The sequence below is a fragment of the Paraperlucidibaca sp. genome (assembly GCF_982810325.1).
The window spans coordinates 116750-130554 of sequence record NZ_CEYEMI010000001.1 but is presented as its reverse complement, the minus strand read 5'-3'; the positions used below and the strand labels follow the sequence as shown (position 1 = coordinate 130554).

The following is a 13805-nucleotide window of genomic DNA, read 5'->3' as shown; positions in this document are numbered from 1 at the left end:
TTCAATCATATCGACGCCGCCCAAGGAGGCAGCAATATAAAGACGAAAGCCCGCATCTGCGGGCCCTCGTTCACTTACAGCATGTGTGCAACTTTAGAACGCGAACGCTTCCGAGTCCATTTGCATTAGTACATCACCACCAGTTTCGATAATGGCGGCATGTGACTTGGTGCGTGGCAACAGTTTTTGGAAGTAAAACTGTGCGGTTTTGATTTTCGCTTGATAGAACGCGGCATCGCCGTCGCCTGCAGCCAGTTTTGACTGTGCGACTTGCGCCATCCATGCCCACAAGTAAGCCAAGGTGGCATAGCCCGAGAACATCATGTAGTCGACCGCAGCAGCACCGGCTTCGTTCGGGTTTTGCATGGCTTTCATGCCGATCTTCATGGTCAGATCGCCCCACTCTTTGTTCACAGCAACTAGCGGCTCAATAAACTGTGCCATCTCAGCGTTGTCTTTGTTGGCTTCGCAGAACTTGTGCACGATTTTGGTGAAGTTACGCAGCATAGCGCCTTGTGACTGCAACACTTTACGGCCAAGTAGGTCGAGCGCTTGGATTTGTGTGGTGCCTTCATAGAGCAAAGCAATACGCGTATCGCGAACGATTTGCTCCATACCCCATTCGCGCACGAAACCATGGCCACCGTAGACTTGAACACCGTGGTTAGCCGCTTCGTAACCCGTTTCAGTTAAGAATGCTTTTGCGATTGGTGTTAGGAATGACATCAAGTCATCGGCTTGTTTTTTCGCGTCTGCGTCATCTGAGCCGTTGAGTAAGTCGGTCTGAGTCGATAGCCAGTAGCAAAGCAAACGACCACCTTCAGCAAAGGCTTTTTGCGTCAGCAACATTTGGCGCACTGCAGGATGCACGATAATTGGATCGGCTTCTTGCTCTGGAGCAGCTGGGCCAGTTAACGCACGCATGGCGGTACGGTCGCGAGCATATTCCAAAGCACCTTGGAATGAACCTTCGGCAGCAGCCAAGCCTTGCACGGCGGTACCGATGCGGGCAACGTTCATGAAAGTGAACATGCAGTTCAAGCCACGATTGGGTGGGCCAATTAGGAAGCCTTTAGCGCCATCAAAGTTCATCACGCAAGTAGCGGAGGCCTTGATACCCATTTTGTGTTCGATTGAGCCACAAGCCACAGTATTGCGAGTGCCATCGGGCATGAACTTAGGCACGATGAACAGCGAAATACCTTTGGTACCTTTCGGTGCATCGGGCAGGCGCGCAAGCACGATATGCACGATGTTTTCCGACAGATCATGCTCGCCGGCAGAGATGAAAATCTTCGTGCCAGTAACATTATAGCTGCCATCGGCATTAGGTTCAGCTTTGGTGCGAATCAGACCTAAGTCAGAGCCGGCGTGCGATTCGGTCAAGCACATGGTGCCAGTCCACTCGCCTGATACTAGCTTAGTCAAATAAGTTTCTTTTTGCTCCGGCGTGCCGTGTGCTTCGACTGTGTTGATAGCACCGTGCGATAAGCCCGGGTACATACCAAATGACCAGTTTGCCGTGCCCATCATTTCGCTCATAGCGATACCGATGGTCGGTGGCAAGCCTTGGCCACCATGACCCTCTTCGGCTGACAACGAGCCGAAGCCAAGCTCAACGTATTTGGCATAAGCTTCTTTAAAGCCTTTAGGTGTGGTCACCACGCCATTGTCGAAATGACAGCCTTCTTCGTCGCCGGAGCGATTGATTGGCGCTAACTCGCCTTCGCAGAACTGGGCGCCGGCTTCCACGATGCTATCGATTAGCTCGCGGTTGGTTTCGCTAAATTTTGGCAGGCTGGCGTAGAGGCTTTCTAAGCCCAGCACATCGTGCATCACAAACTGCATGTCGCGTTGTGGCGCTTTGTATTGAAAAGCCATGAGTTATTCCTTTGTGTGTGCGGTGCAAGAAGCACAGCATAGGGTTTTATTTAACAGGCTATAGAGCAAAAAATACGCTTAAAACACAAGCAGCTCTGGCCTGAGGTCTACACAGTGTAGTGAAGATTCCGTCAATCACACAGTGCGATATGTGACCGACCATTCACGCTTTCTGTAATTCACTGTATTAACGACAAACTCAGTGTATTCACTTCATTGTCCTACTTTCGCTAGGACAAAGGCTGGTCATTTCGTCTATTACTGACTGCTCGGTCGTGCTTTAAGGCTTAGAGATGTCAAGTCTAGATGGCTAGCGGCCGTTTTGGCATCGCTCTCTGGCGCCCAAGGTAAAACGCCTAAACATGGCGCAGGCAGCCAGCGCTTGAGGGTTTCGATATTGTCATCGAGCTTGAGCATATCGGGCTCAATAACATTGGCGACCCATCCAACCAAGCGCAGGCCATCCTTCAAAATCGCCTCGGCAGATAAAAATGCGGCGTTGAGCGCACCTAAGCGCATGCCGACAATCAAAATTACCGGCACGCCTAAGGCCTTCGGCAAGGCACTGAGCATCTCGCGGTCATTAATAGGCACGCGCCAACCGCCAGCACCTTCTATTAAAGCAAGATCGGCACGATGACTTAGGCTGCCACGGCAAAAGCCCGAAAGCTGACTGATGCTTAAGCGCCGACCAGCCTCAGCAGCGGCCAAGTGCGGTGCGCAGGCTACCGGCAATGCAATCGGATTGACCTCTTCATAGCTGAGCTTGATGCTGCTCGCTGCCTGCAAGGCTAGGGCATCGCTATTGCGTAGGCCATCGACCGTGGCTTCACAACCGGCGGCCACGGGCTTGAGGCCGAGCGTGCTAAAGCCAGCTTGATTTGCGGCATTAAGCATCGCGACCGCGACATAAGTTTTACCGATGTCGGTGTCTGTGCCAGTGATGAAAAATGCCGCCATGCCTTACTCCTGATTACTTTCGGTTTTCAACATGCAGCAAGCCAAAGTAGGCCGATTAGAGCGCTCGAAATTGTGCGTGCCAAACCTTAAAGGTGAACGGTATACCGGCTGGTTCAGCTGCTTGCTCAAGACGCTTGATTAAATATTGATAGCCCTGCTTTCCCGCCAGCCCCGATTGCGGACTTTGCGACTGCTGGCTTTTTGGCTTGGCGGTGACGCCCATAGCGCGCAAATAGCTGAGCCATTCTGAGGCTGTATGAAAGTGGCGTGTATAGGTTTTTACTGCGTCGTGCTCGCAGGCCCAAGCTGAGCTTGGTATAGGCGAGGCTGAATCTGCTCGAGAGGCAAAGGCCTGCTGCCATTCGTTCAGTGGTAGCAATAATGCACCATCGCCCTGCTCGCCATGCAACGGGGCAAGACTGCCCGCCAGCGGAATCGCTAATTGCACACTGCCATCGCGACGAATTATACGATGCATCTCGGCAGCAACGGCAGCCGGAGCTAAACACCAATGCAGCGCGAAATGACTGACGATGGCGTCAACGCTGTGATCTATCAACGGGATGGCTAATGCTGAAGCCACCACGCGCGATACCTTGGCTTGCGGCGGCGCAGTGCGCAGCATGGCCTCGCTGATGTCTAACGCTACTAATGATGACACTTCTAGGCGAGCAGCAATGGCTGAGGCGAGATGGCACTGTCCAGCGCCTAGCTCCAAAACTAATCCTTGCGCGCGGCATTCAGCCAGCAGGTCGTTCATGGATGCCTGCTGAAGCTCAGAGACATTGGCGTAGGTAGTCGCTGCGCGCTGAAAATGCCGAGTGACTGTGCTCTGCCAACTGCTCAATGGCTGGCCACTTAAGGCTCGCTGAGTACTTCTAGGCTCCATGGTGAGGCAGCTCACTAGGCAATACCCATCTCGGCCAATAGCTCGTTCACAGCTTGCTCAAACGCCTCGGGCTGGGCCAAAAATGGCACATGACCACTACCCTCCAGTATGCGTAAAGGCAGGCCAGGTCGTAGCGCGCTCAAGTCATCGGAGACTAATGCCGGCACCAGCTGATCATGACGACCAAGCAGCACCGACACCGGCATTTTTAACTGGCTAAATGCTTCACGCAAATCCATGTCGTGCAATAACTGCAAGCCTTCGCGAAGCGCCCGTGGTGCTGGTAGACCATGGAAATACATGATTTCTTGCAGGAAGCGGATGTCGTTTTTGGCACGCGCCGAACCCATACATTGCAGCGATAAAAAGCGAATCAGTGTGGCTTCGGGGTCTTCATCAAAAAAGTTAGCGAAGGCGGCAAAGGTCTCGGGCGGCATGGCATGTGGCCAGTCGTCAGCTTTCACAAAGCATGGGTTGCTGGCGATGAGCATCAGTCCTGTTACTCGCTCGGGATACTTAGCAGCAAATGCCAAGGCCAGCTCACCGCCCAGCGACCAGCCCAGCCACAGTGCTTTTTCTGGCGCGACCGCTGCCAGCTGAGCAAGCACTGAATCTTGCGTTAGCGTTGCATTGGGCAATGGGCTACGACCCATGCCGGGCAGATCAATCACCGTGACACGAAAGCGCTCGAGCAAAAACGGCACCACCGGATCCCAGACTATCGTGTGCAGACCCCAGCCATGCAACAAGACCAAGTCTGGCGCGGCACTGCCGAGTGGGCCGGTGCTGTCATAGCTGTCGTGGTAGAGCATTAACGCGGTCATATGAAACTCAGTTTTGGTTTGAGAGAAAGCGCGGCGTCAACTCCGCCAGTGCATTAAGCAAGCCGACAATGGCCTCGCTGCTGTGCGCACTACTCAGCGTCACGCGCAAACGCGCACTGCCCACCGGCACAGTCGGCGGCCGTATGCTGCTAACCCAAAAGCCGCGGGCGAGCAACTCAGCACTGAGTGCGTTAGCACTGGCGGTGTCGCCAATTAGTATCGGCTGGATGGCCGTTTCGCTGGACATAAGCCGCCAACCTTGCGCCAATGCGCCGGTACGGAACTGCGCAATATTTGCCTGCAATTGGTCGCGTCGCCACTGATCATTGCGCACATGCTTTAACGCCACTCGAGTCACCGCAGCCAAAGCTGGCGGTAGCGCCGTAGTGTAAATCGCTGGCCTAGCCAACTGCTGTAGAGCATCGATTAATACGCGTGGACCGGCAGCGAAAGCACCATAGACACCAAAGGCTTTACCTAGCGTGCCAATGCGCAAAGGCACGGCGTCATTTGCTAGCGTGGCATGACTGACACTGCCGCGGCCCTCGCTGCCGATGACGCCAAAAGCATGGGCTTCATCAAGGATAAATAAGGCTTGTTGACGCTTAGCCACCACGACTAAATCGGCCACAGGTGCGATATCACCATCCATGCTGAACACGCCGTCGCTGACTAATACCCGCTTGGAAATACTCTCGGGCAGGCTCGCAAAACGCTGCTCTGCTGCGCTGGCATCGGCGTGAGCGTAGCGCAAATGCTTAGCGCCTGAGGCCATCGCGCCATCAATCAATGAGGCATGGTTTAGGCGATCTTGCACGATGGCATCGCCTCGACCCGCCAAGCCGGTGAGCACACCCAGATTGGCTAAATAGCCGTTGCCAAACAGCAGCACTGCTTCCACGCCGAGCCAATCCGCCAGCTCTTCGCTGAGCGCGGCGTGCTCGCGATGATGCCCACAGACTAGGCTGGCCGAACCGGCACCAACGCCAACGCGGCGCACGGCGTCGATCAAAGCATCTTGCAAGGCTGGTTCGGCGGCGAGACCTAAGTAGTCATTGCTACAGAAATTAGCGAGCCACTGGCCATCGCGCTGCACACGTGTGGCTTGCATCGAATCGATGCTGGCCGGCGCTCTACGCAAGCCATCACGATCGCGCGCTGCTAGCGTATTGACGAGCCAACTCTGCCAATTATCCGGCAGCGATGAGGTCATTGCGCTTAGACGCTCACTGCCATTGCGTCGTGCCAAAGCGGTTTAGCAGCGGCGTGCTGTGCGGGCACACGGGCCAACTCAGTACTGGCCGTATCGCTAGCGCTTTTATCGAGTGCAATATCCGACTCCACCATCGGCTTCAATCCCAGACGCTTAAACAGCATCAAGTCAGATTCAGCCTCAGGGTTGGCCGTAGTCAGCAATTTATCGCCGTAAAAAATCGAATTCGCGCCAGCCAAGAAGCATAGCGCCTGTTGCGACTCAGGCATTTCTTCACGACCAGCAGATAAACGCACCATGCTTTTCGGCATCAGAATGCGCGCAACTGCGATGGTACGTACAAACTCAAACGGATCTAGATCTTCAACATTGCCCAAGGGCGTGCCCGGAATTTTCACCAGTTGGTTAATCGGCACTGACTCAGGATGCGCCGGCAGCGTGGCCAATTGCGTCAATAAACCAATGCGATCTTCGCGGCGCTCGCCAAGGCCAACAATACCGCCAGCGCAAACTTTCATGCCAGCATCACGCACATGCGACAGCGTATCGAGACGATCTTGGTAGCTACGAGTAGTAATGATTTGCGCGTAATGCTCAGGGCTGGTGTCGAGGTTATGGTTGTAATAATCCAAGCCCGCCGTCGCCAACTCCGAGGCTTGATTTGAGTCGAGCATGCCCAGCGTCATGCAGGTTTCCAAACCTAGCGCCTTCACACGCTTCACCATTTCAATCACATAAGGCATGTCTTTTTCACGTGGACTGCGCCATGCAGCACCCATGCAAAAACGCGAGGCACCTTTCTCCCTAGCATTTGTCGCTTCTTCGACTACCTTTTCTATAGCGAGCAGCTTTTCTTTATCGAGGCCGGTGTCGTAGTGACCGGACTGCGAGCAGTACTTGCAGTCTTCGGGGCAGGCGCCGGTTTTAATCGACAGCAACGTGCTGACTTGCACGGCATTGGCGTCGAAGTTTTCACGGTGCACGGTCTGTGCACGAAACAGCAAATCATTAAATGGCAGGTCGAATAGCGCAGCAACTTCTGGCCGAGTCCAGTTATGACGAACGCTGTTTTGCACAGAGTCGCTAATAGCTTGCTGATGAGAAGTTGAATTATTGGCTGCGAAGGATTGCATATGAACCTCGGTGAGAATGTTGGCGCTAAAACGATAATGGCCGCTATTGTGACTAGACTGAACAGTCATCGTCAACTTATCTCAAGCAAATTAGTTGACGTACTGCGCGCCAATCGCTGCGTGCTCTGCCATGGCCGTGGTATTCGCCACTGCATTTGTGCCGATTGCTCTGCCGACTTACCTTGGCTAATGAGTGCCTGCGCTCGCTGCGCCCGACCACTTAGTGTTGATGCCGAGCGCTGCCAAGACTGCCTTGATGAGCCGCCATCTTGGCAACGAGCTTATGCATTATTTAACTTTAGCTTTCCTATTGATCGACTAATCTCGGCGCTGAAATATCATGGCCGCTTAGTACTTGCTGATTACTTTGGTCAGCGCTTAGCGGATCGTATCGATAGCGATGACCTGCCAGATCTCATCATCCCTGTGCCCATCCATGCCAAACGACTACAGCAGCGCGGCTATAACCAAACGCTGCTACTGGCACGAGTCATGGCCCAGCGCCTAAAGCGACCAGTCAGCGCACATCAGCTTTTACGCGTCCGCGACACTCGCATGCAAAAGACCCTGCACGCAGGCGAGCGGCGCAGCAACCTGACCGGAGCCTTTGTCTGGCACGGCCCAGCGCTTGAGCAACAGCACGTACTTTTAGTTGACGATGTCTTGACCACCGGTGCCACAGCCGAAGCCATCAGTCAGTGCCTACTTGCCGCTGGTGCGCGCCAAGTTGATATCTTAGTTATTGCCAGAACCTTGGCGCGATGACGCTTAGTGCTAGCTGCCAAGCCGCATGCGTTGCTAGAATGCGGGAAACTTGGGAGATGCCACGCATGCTGATGGCCTTTACCCTGAATAAGGGTTTGCTCGAACCAGTCGCCATTAATGCGGCAGAAGACCTCATCTCAGATATTTTGTGGATTGACCTGATCAACCCCACCGAAGAAGAGCGCGAATGGGTACGCACCGCCTATCAGCAAGAGCTGCCAAGCATCGACGACCTATACGAAATTGAGGCGACTTCACGCTTCTATGAAAACGACGATGGCCTGCACATCAGCTCATACTTTCTGAACTATGCCGATCAGTCATCAACCAATATTTCTGCTGCTTTCGTTTTCAATGGCGACCGATTATTTACGCTTCGCGAAGAGGAGCTTGCGGCATTTCGTCTGTTTCGCCTTCGTGCCCGCAAAGGCTTGGTTAACGTCAACAATCCAAAATCGATTTTAATTGGCCTGTTTGAAACCAAGGTGGAAAACCTCGCCGACATGATCGAGCGCATTGCCGCCGATTTAGAAGTCACCAGCGCGCAAGTATTGGGTAATGCCGAAACCGATGACATGGAGTCGCTATTGACCGAGATTGGTCAGCAGGAAGACATCATCGGTAAAGTGCGTATTTCCATGGTCGATTTGCAGCGCATGCTCTATCTGCTATTGCGCTCAGGCATGCTCAACACTGAGCTCAGCGAGCGCCTTCGCGACATCATCCGTGACTCTGAGTCACTGATCGCGCACACCTCATTTTTGTTCGATAAGATTAAGTTCTTGCTCGACACCACCCTCGGCTTTATTAACGTTAATCAGAACAAAATCATCAAGATTTTCTCTGTGGCCTCGGTGGTATTTTTACCGCCAACCATGATCGCCAGCGTCTACGGCATGAACTTTCGCATCATGCCTGAGCTCGACTGGACTATTGGCTACCCCTTCGCTATCGGCCTAATGGTGCTGTCAGCAGTAGCACCATTCCTCTATTTCAAACGTCGTAACTGGCTGTGAAACATCTTGCCGGCAGCCCTGAGTTGTTGGCACTAGAGCGCTTAATTGAGCAAGCTGGCTCTAAACTTTGCCCTGAAATCGTCACCCACATTCAGTGTGATGGCCAAACCCTGCCACTGTGGTGCTTAAGCCTTGGTACACGCCGACTCGATGCGCCGGCGATTGGCTATTTCGGCGGAGTGCATGGCGTCGAGCGTATCGGCAGCCAAGTGTTGATTGCCTACCTTAATAACTTAGTTCAACGCCTCAGCTGGGATAGCAGCTTGCACAGCCTGCTGGAAAAGGTACGGCTAGTTTTTGTGCCCATCGTCAATCCCGGCGGATTCTTACGTGGCACACGAGCCAACCCCGATGGCATTGATCTGATGCGCCATGCGCCTATCGATGCTGAGCACCGCGTACCTTGGCCACTCGGCGGCCAACGCCTAAGCTCTCGCCTGCCCTGGTTTCGCGGTCATGCCAACGAGGCATTAGCGCCAGAGGCAGAGGCACTATTTCGTGTCGTTCGCGAGCGCTTGCACAGCCATCCGTTTTCCATGGCTGTCGACTGCCATTCCGGCTTTGGCTTTCAAGACAGACTCTGGTTTCCTTACGCACGCAGCCATCAACCCTTTCCTCAGCTTGCCGAGGCCTATGCGCTGAATGAGCTGTTTCAGCGAACTTATCCGCACCACGACTTTTATGCCATTGAACCGCAGTCGTTGAGCTACACCACGCATGGAGATGTCTGGGACTACTTATATGATGAGCTGCGCGAATGCCAGCCCACTCACACCTTCCTACCCTTTACGCTCGAAATGGGTTCATGGATGTGGATGAAGAAAAATCCAAGGCAATTATTCAATCCATTAGGGCTATTCAACCCACTGCTACCGCATCGACATACTCGCGTACTACGGCGCCATCTAACCTGGTTTGACTTCATGCAGCAGGCCAGTTTGTCGCACCAAGCTTGGCTACCAAACAACGCTCAACGCGGCGCCCTACACGATGCCGCGCTTGACCTTTGGTATCGAAAGTCGACTTAAGCCGACCGGCTTTCACCTTCACTCAGCACGCCAAAATAAGCAGTGTTAACGCCCTGCTTCGCTAGCTCAGTCTTTAGCGCAATGACAGGTGCATCAATCGCCTCATCGGTGAGCTGAAAGGTATTGAAATGAATACCCAGTGAATATATCGCCTGTAAATCTTGATGCGCACGTACGGCATCGGCGGGATCCATATGTACCGGCCCCATAAACCAACGAGGTTCATACGCGCCGATAGGCAATAGCGCCAATCTAGGTGCACCAAAGTGCTCATAGATCGATTGAAAGTGCGGGCCATAGCCCGTGTCGCCGGCAAAATATAGCGAGCCCGCCGAGCTGCGCACCAGCAAGCTACCCCATAACGTGCGATTACGATCACGCGCTCCACGGCCTGAGAAATGCTGTGCCGGCAAGAAAAATAGTTCCAGTGGCCCGAGCGTTACTGACTGCCACCAATCCAGCGCCATCACAGTATCGATGCCATGCGCTTTAAGCACTGCATCAACGCCTAGGCCTGTGACGATCATCGGTTTATCGCGCTCATGCAGCCACATCAAGGTGCGAATATCGAGATGATCATAGTGGTCATGGCTTAGTAATACAGCGTGAATTGGCGGGAGGTCATCGAGTGCGATACCAACACTGCGCACGCGCTTGGGACCAGCAAAGGTGACAGGACTAACGCGGTCCGACCAAACAGGATCAGTAAGTAAGTTCCATGGCCCAATTTGCACCAGCACGGTGGCGTGATTGACGTAAGTCACGCGCCAGTCGGCGATTTGCTCGCTGTGGCATGCCGTTGGTTTTGCCGTTGGCTCGGAGTCTACCCATTGCGGCCATTGCTCAGGCTGGCGAGTTCGCAGCCAGCGTAAGGCTGCCCAAGCATCATGCTTGATGTACTTGCCATGGTTGCGAAAAGTCTCGCCATTCCAATGTGCATTTGGTGCCAGAGAAATTTTTGGCTTCGAGAGAAAGCCGAGTTTGGCCTTAAAGCGCGCCAACGTGGCTTCAGCAGAGTAGCGCAACGAATTTACGTCCTCAGTGCTCATGCGGAGCCTGCTTATTAGGCTGTGTCGCGCGCACCGTAGCATTCAGTGCTAGCACCTCACCATTCGCTAAACTCAAACGCACAGGCACTGAGTCACCCACTCGCAATGGTTGGCGCAAGTTCAGCAGCATCAAATGGCTAGCGCCGGGTGCAAGGGTCGTATCACCCACTGGCAGCTCAATGACGTGGCGCTGCGACATGCGCATATGGCCATCCGCCATACTCATGTCGTGCCACTCCACGCGCTCTGCCACAGGGCTGCTCATCTTTGTAATGGCTACTGCCTTAGCGCCTGCATTATGCAAAGTGACAAACAGCGCAGCGGCCGGCGATACCGGAGGCACTTCACGCACCCAGGCATCACGCGCAATAATCTGCGGCTTAGCAGACGTAAGCGATTTGGCTGGCACTGCACTCGCCTCAGCCCATACCGCACCGCTCATTAGTAGCAAAGCGCCCGCCAGCAAACAGCCTTTCATACACCCTCCCGAGGTTCCTGCATCAAGACTTTCGCCTCTTTCACGATAGCGTCAACGCCAGCTTGTTGATCATACAAACGCCGCACCCGGCCATCACGATCGATCAAATATAAGTAATCTGAATGACTAACGTCATCGCCGTTGACCGAAACATATGCACCATACTGCTTCGCCACCACAGCAATGGCCTCAGGCGTGCCCGTTAAGCCAACAATCTGCGGGCTAAAATAGCTCACGTATTTGTGCAAAATTTCTGGCGTATCGCGTGCAGGATCGATGCTAATCATAATCGTCTGCAGCTTAGCGCCATCATCGCCCAAAGCGTCTAGCACCGCTCGATAACGCGCCAATGTCATTGGACAAATATCGGGGCAATGCGTGTAGCCAAAGCTCAGTAAGCGAACCTGGCCTGAGCTGTCTTGCAACGCAAAGGGCTGGCCATTGGCATTATCTAAACTAAATTCGCCACCCAGCTTTAATACTGGCAAACCCGAATACACGGGGCGTTGAAGCCAAGCCCACGCCGCTAAACCAACACTGATAACCAGTGCAGCAACAATGGCGATGCGGAGTTTTTTACGTGGCGATTTACTCATCTTTTAAGGCCCTTGTATCGGTGTCATTTGGCGTGCAGGAATCGTCCCTAAACGCGTGCTCAACTTGGTTTCGCCGCGACCAAAAAGCCGAGCATAACTCACCGCATTCGCCATGACTTTTTTCACGTAGTCACGCGTCTCAGGAAACGGAATGCTTTCGATGTATTGAGTCGCATCCATCGCGGTATCAGGCTGCCACTCCAAGGCTCGGCGTGGGCCTGCGTTATAGCCTGCAGTTGCCAGCACGGGATGCCCCAAAGTGTCTTCGACATGACGCAAATAGTAGGTGCCGAGCTGCACGTTTTGCCCAGCATCATTGGTCATGCTGGCGCTATAAGGAATGCCCAGTTGTTTCGCCACCCATTGCGCGGTACCCGGCATGAGCTGCATCAAGCCACTAGCCCCTGCACCAGAGGTAGCTTTCGGTGCAAAGCGGCTTTCTTGACGCATCAAGCCATAAACCCAAGCTTCATCAAGCGCCATGTCTTTAGCATAGGCTTGAGTGATGTCGCGGTAAGGCGCGATAAAACGGTAATGCAGGGCATGATCGGCCTGCGTGCGCTCAGCGGCATAAATGGCGCGGTCATACCAGCCCATAGCATTAGCCTGATTCGCCGCAGTTAGCAGCAAGCGATCATCACTGCCGCGCACCGACCAGTTAAACTCGCTCGCCGACTCCCAGCGCAGGCCCAAACCATAAAGCGCAAAAGCTCGCTGAAAGCCCGCGTGCTTGGCTAGACGAGCACGGTCGGCATCATTAATGTTTATTTTCTCTGGCACTGGGCCCATGGCCTGACCTAAGCGCTCGCGCGCCAGCAAACCATAATAATCATCGTCATTACTCAAGCCGGCAAACAACGTCTGCGCGCTATTGCCATAAAGCTTACGCTGCGACTTTGTTTGGTCTGTATCGGAGCTCATCGCACTATTGGCACGCGCTGCCCAAAAGCGCCACGCACGCTCCTGGCGAATGCTCGCAGGCATAGTTGCATAGCCTTTTAAATACGCCGGCCATTGGCCCAGTCGAACCAGTAGACGCAACCTAGCCTCACGTTGTAAATCCGACCACGGCGCCGACTCACTGCGCGCAAACCAAATCTCGCTATCAGCATTAAATTGGCGCGCACCGGTCATCGCGAGCTGGCGCCATGCCAATGCCGATTGCTCCGCTAGCTCATCACCTTCGACCTCTAAATGCGTCAGCGCTGCCGGCAAATTCGTGCGAGCCCATCGGCCATACGCCCAAACGGCCAATTCGCGATCGAGGCGCTGCTTAGGATTAAAGCGCGCCAAAAATACTTCTGGCTGATCACGCACCTGCTGCTGTGTGGCGGCGTTTAGCGTGAGATTTAGGCTTTGCGCTAAATAGCGTGCCAGGCCTTGCGCATTGGCCTCCATGGCAAGGCGAAAGCGCGTCCATTTTGCTTCATCGTCAATTAGACCTGTGCGCTGAAGCTGCGCTTGCACTGGCAAACATTCCGAGGGCAAATCTTTTGCCGTGTACCACAGCGGCGTTACGGCATCGTGCAGTTTGATATCGGGCTTAGCCGCCATCATCGCCTGCCAGTTGTAGCACTGCAGGGTGATGCTAGGCGTATCGATAAGTAGCGGGTACTGGCGCTGAAAGCTGGTCCAGTCGCTGCGCTTGGCCAACTGCTCTAGCCATTCCATGCGTAGCTTTTCGGCTAAATAGCTGCCCTTCTCTTTCGCGAGAAAAGCATCTACATCAGCTGTGGCATCTGGCAACTTTAATCGCCGCCAAAGCTGCCAAAACTCGGCATAAACTTGTAAAGGTGAGTCACTGAGCTGGCGCTGAGCTTTTGCTAGCGCATCATGATTACCAGTTCGAAAAGCATCACGAGCGGCCAAATAGTCACTGTCGGCGGCCATTACAGGGCTAATCCAAGCAATAGCAGCTACTGCTAAAATACGTATGAACGCCGGCATTTTTGCTCCTTTAAAGCCATTTCGCG

At 53.8% G+C, this 13805-nt stretch carries 12 protein-coding genes and 1 pseudogene; 3 read left to right on the top strand and 10 right to left on the bottom strand.

Annotation, left to right across the window (positions count from 1 at the left end):
• Positions 1-93: 93 nt before the first annotated feature.
• The 6 genes and pseudogenes from AC3DKE_RS00605 to bioB all read right to left on the bottom strand — a co-directional run.
• Complete coding sequence (locus tag AC3DKE_RS00605) at positions 94-1881, bottom strand: acyl-CoA dehydrogenase C-terminal domain-containing protein (protein WP_487989723.1); 1788 nt, start codon at positions 1879-1881, stop codon at positions 94-96.
• 258 nt (positions 1882-2139) lie between these two features.
• A complete protein-coding gene (gene bioD, locus AC3DKE_RS00600) occupies positions 2140-2841 on the bottom strand; it encodes a dethiobiotin synthase (protein WP_340675552.1) in 702 nt (233 codons plus the stop codon).
• A gap of 55 nt (positions 2842-2896) precedes the next feature.
• The gene (locus AC3DKE_RS00595) at positions 2897-3601 is read right to left on the bottom strand and encodes a methyltransferase domain-containing protein (protein ID WP_487989721.1); all 705 of its coding nucleotides are present in this window, start codon (positions 3599-3601) and stop codon (positions 2897-2899) included.
• Positions 3602-3744: 143 nt separating this feature from the next.
• A complete protein-coding gene (bioH, locus tag AC3DKE_RS00590; protein ID WP_379070717.1) occupies positions 3745-4554 on the bottom strand; it encodes a pimeloyl-ACP methyl ester esterase BioH in 810 nt (269 codons plus the stop codon).
• 7 nt (positions 4555-4561) lie between these two features.
• On the bottom strand, positions 4562-5767 hold the full coding sequence (locus AC3DKE_RS00585) for an aminotransferase class I/II-fold pyridoxal phosphate-dependent enzyme (protein ID WP_487989719.1): 1206 nt from the start codon (positions 5765-5767) through the stop codon (positions 4562-4564).
• Between the two features lie 140 nt (positions 5768-5907).
• A pseudogene (bioB, locus tag AC3DKE_RS00580) lies at positions 5908-6969 on the bottom strand (biotin synthase BioB); the annotation flags it as partial.
• Here bioB and AC3DKE_RS00575 point away from each other — a divergent pair.
• From AC3DKE_RS00575 to AC3DKE_RS00565, 3 genes are read left to right on the top strand one after another with little or no spacing between them, the layout of a single operon-like run.
• A complete protein-coding gene (locus tag AC3DKE_RS00575; protein ID WP_487989717.1) occupies positions 6949-7665 on the top strand; it encodes a double zinc ribbon domain-containing protein in 717 nt (238 codons plus the stop codon). The pseudogene bioB and the gene AC3DKE_RS00575 sit on opposite strands and share 21 nt — an antisense overlap.
• Before the next feature lie 38 nt (positions 7666-7703).
• A complete protein-coding gene (gene corA / locus AC3DKE_RS00570; RefSeq protein ID WP_379070725.1) occupies positions 7704-8681 on the top strand; it encodes a magnesium/cobalt transporter CorA in 978 nt (325 codons plus the stop codon).
• Complete coding sequence (locus AC3DKE_RS00565; RefSeq protein ID WP_379070727.1) at positions 8678-9709, top strand: M14 family zinc carboxypeptidase; 1032 nt, start codon at positions 8678-8680, stop codon at positions 9707-9709. Before corA ends, AC3DKE_RS00565 begins: the two co-directional genes overlap by 4 nt.
• Here the strand turns inward: AC3DKE_RS00565 and AC3DKE_RS00560 are convergent.
• Genes AC3DKE_RS00560 through AC3DKE_RS00545 form a run of 4 tightly spaced genes read right to left on the bottom strand, consistent with a single transcriptional unit; the run spans position 9706 to position 13779 of the window.
• A complete protein-coding gene (locus AC3DKE_RS00560; protein WP_487989716.1) occupies positions 9706-10758 on the bottom strand; it encodes an MBL fold metallo-hydrolase in 1053 nt (350 codons plus the stop codon). The genes AC3DKE_RS00565 and AC3DKE_RS00560 overlap by 4 nt on opposite strands.
• A complete protein-coding gene (locus tag AC3DKE_RS00555) occupies positions 10748-11236 on the bottom strand; it encodes a copper chaperone PCu(A)C (protein ID WP_484216358.1) in 489 nt (162 codons plus the stop codon). Before AC3DKE_RS00555 ends, AC3DKE_RS00560 begins: the two co-directional genes overlap by 11 nt.
• A complete protein-coding gene (locus AC3DKE_RS00550) occupies positions 11233-11832 on the bottom strand; it encodes an SCO family protein (protein WP_340675542.1) in 600 nt (199 codons plus the stop codon). The genes AC3DKE_RS00555 and AC3DKE_RS00550 overlap by 4 nt, the downstream gene beginning before the upstream one ends.
• 3 nt (positions 11833-11835) lie before the next feature.
• Entirely contained in the window at positions 11836-13779 is a 1944-nt protein-coding gene (locus AC3DKE_RS00545) for a lytic transglycosylase domain-containing protein (RefSeq protein WP_487989713.1), read from the bottom strand.
• Between the last annotated feature and the right edge of the window lie 26 nt (positions 13780-13805).

Excerpts from the sequence above, each read along its gene's own strand:
- AC3DKE_RS00585 (WP_487989719.1), bottom strand. The coding sequence starts at position 5,767 with ATGACCTCATCGCTGCCGGATAATTGGCAGAGTTGGCTCGTCAATACG.
- AC3DKE_RS00555 (WP_484216358.1), bottom strand. The coding sequence starts at position 11,236 with ATGAAAGGCTGTTTGCTGGCGGGCGCTTTGCTACTAATGAGCGGTGCG.
- AC3DKE_RS00545 (WP_487989713.1), bottom strand. The coding sequence starts at position 13,779 with ATGCCGGCGTTCATACGTATTTTAGCAGTAGCTGCTATTGCTTGGATT.
- AC3DKE_RS00560 (WP_487989716.1), bottom strand. The coding sequence starts at position 10,758 with ATGAGCACTGAGGACGTAAATTCGTTGCGCTACTCTGCTGAAGCCACG.
- bioH (WP_379070717.1), bottom strand. The coding sequence starts at position 4,554 with ATGACCGCGTTAATGCTCTACCACGACAGCTATGACAGCACCGGCCCA.
- bioD (WP_340675552.1), bottom strand. The coding sequence starts at position 2,841 with ATGGCGGCATTTTTCATCACTGGCACAGACACCGACATCGGTAAAACT.
- AC3DKE_RS00595 (WP_487989721.1), bottom strand. The coding sequence starts at position 3,601 with ATGAACGACCTGCTGGCTGAATGCCGCGCGCAAGGATTAGTTTTGGAG.
- AC3DKE_RS00550 (WP_340675542.1), bottom strand. The coding sequence starts at position 11,832 with ATGAGTAAATCGCCACGTAAAAAACTCCGCATCGCCATTGTTGCTGCA.
- corA (WP_379070725.1), top strand. The coding sequence starts at position 7,704 with ATGCGGGAAACTTGGGAGATGCCACGCATGCTGATGGCCTTTACCCTG.
- AC3DKE_RS00605 (WP_487989723.1), bottom strand. The coding sequence starts at position 1,881 with ATGGCTTTTCAATACAAAGCGCCACAACGCGACATGCAGTTTGTGATG.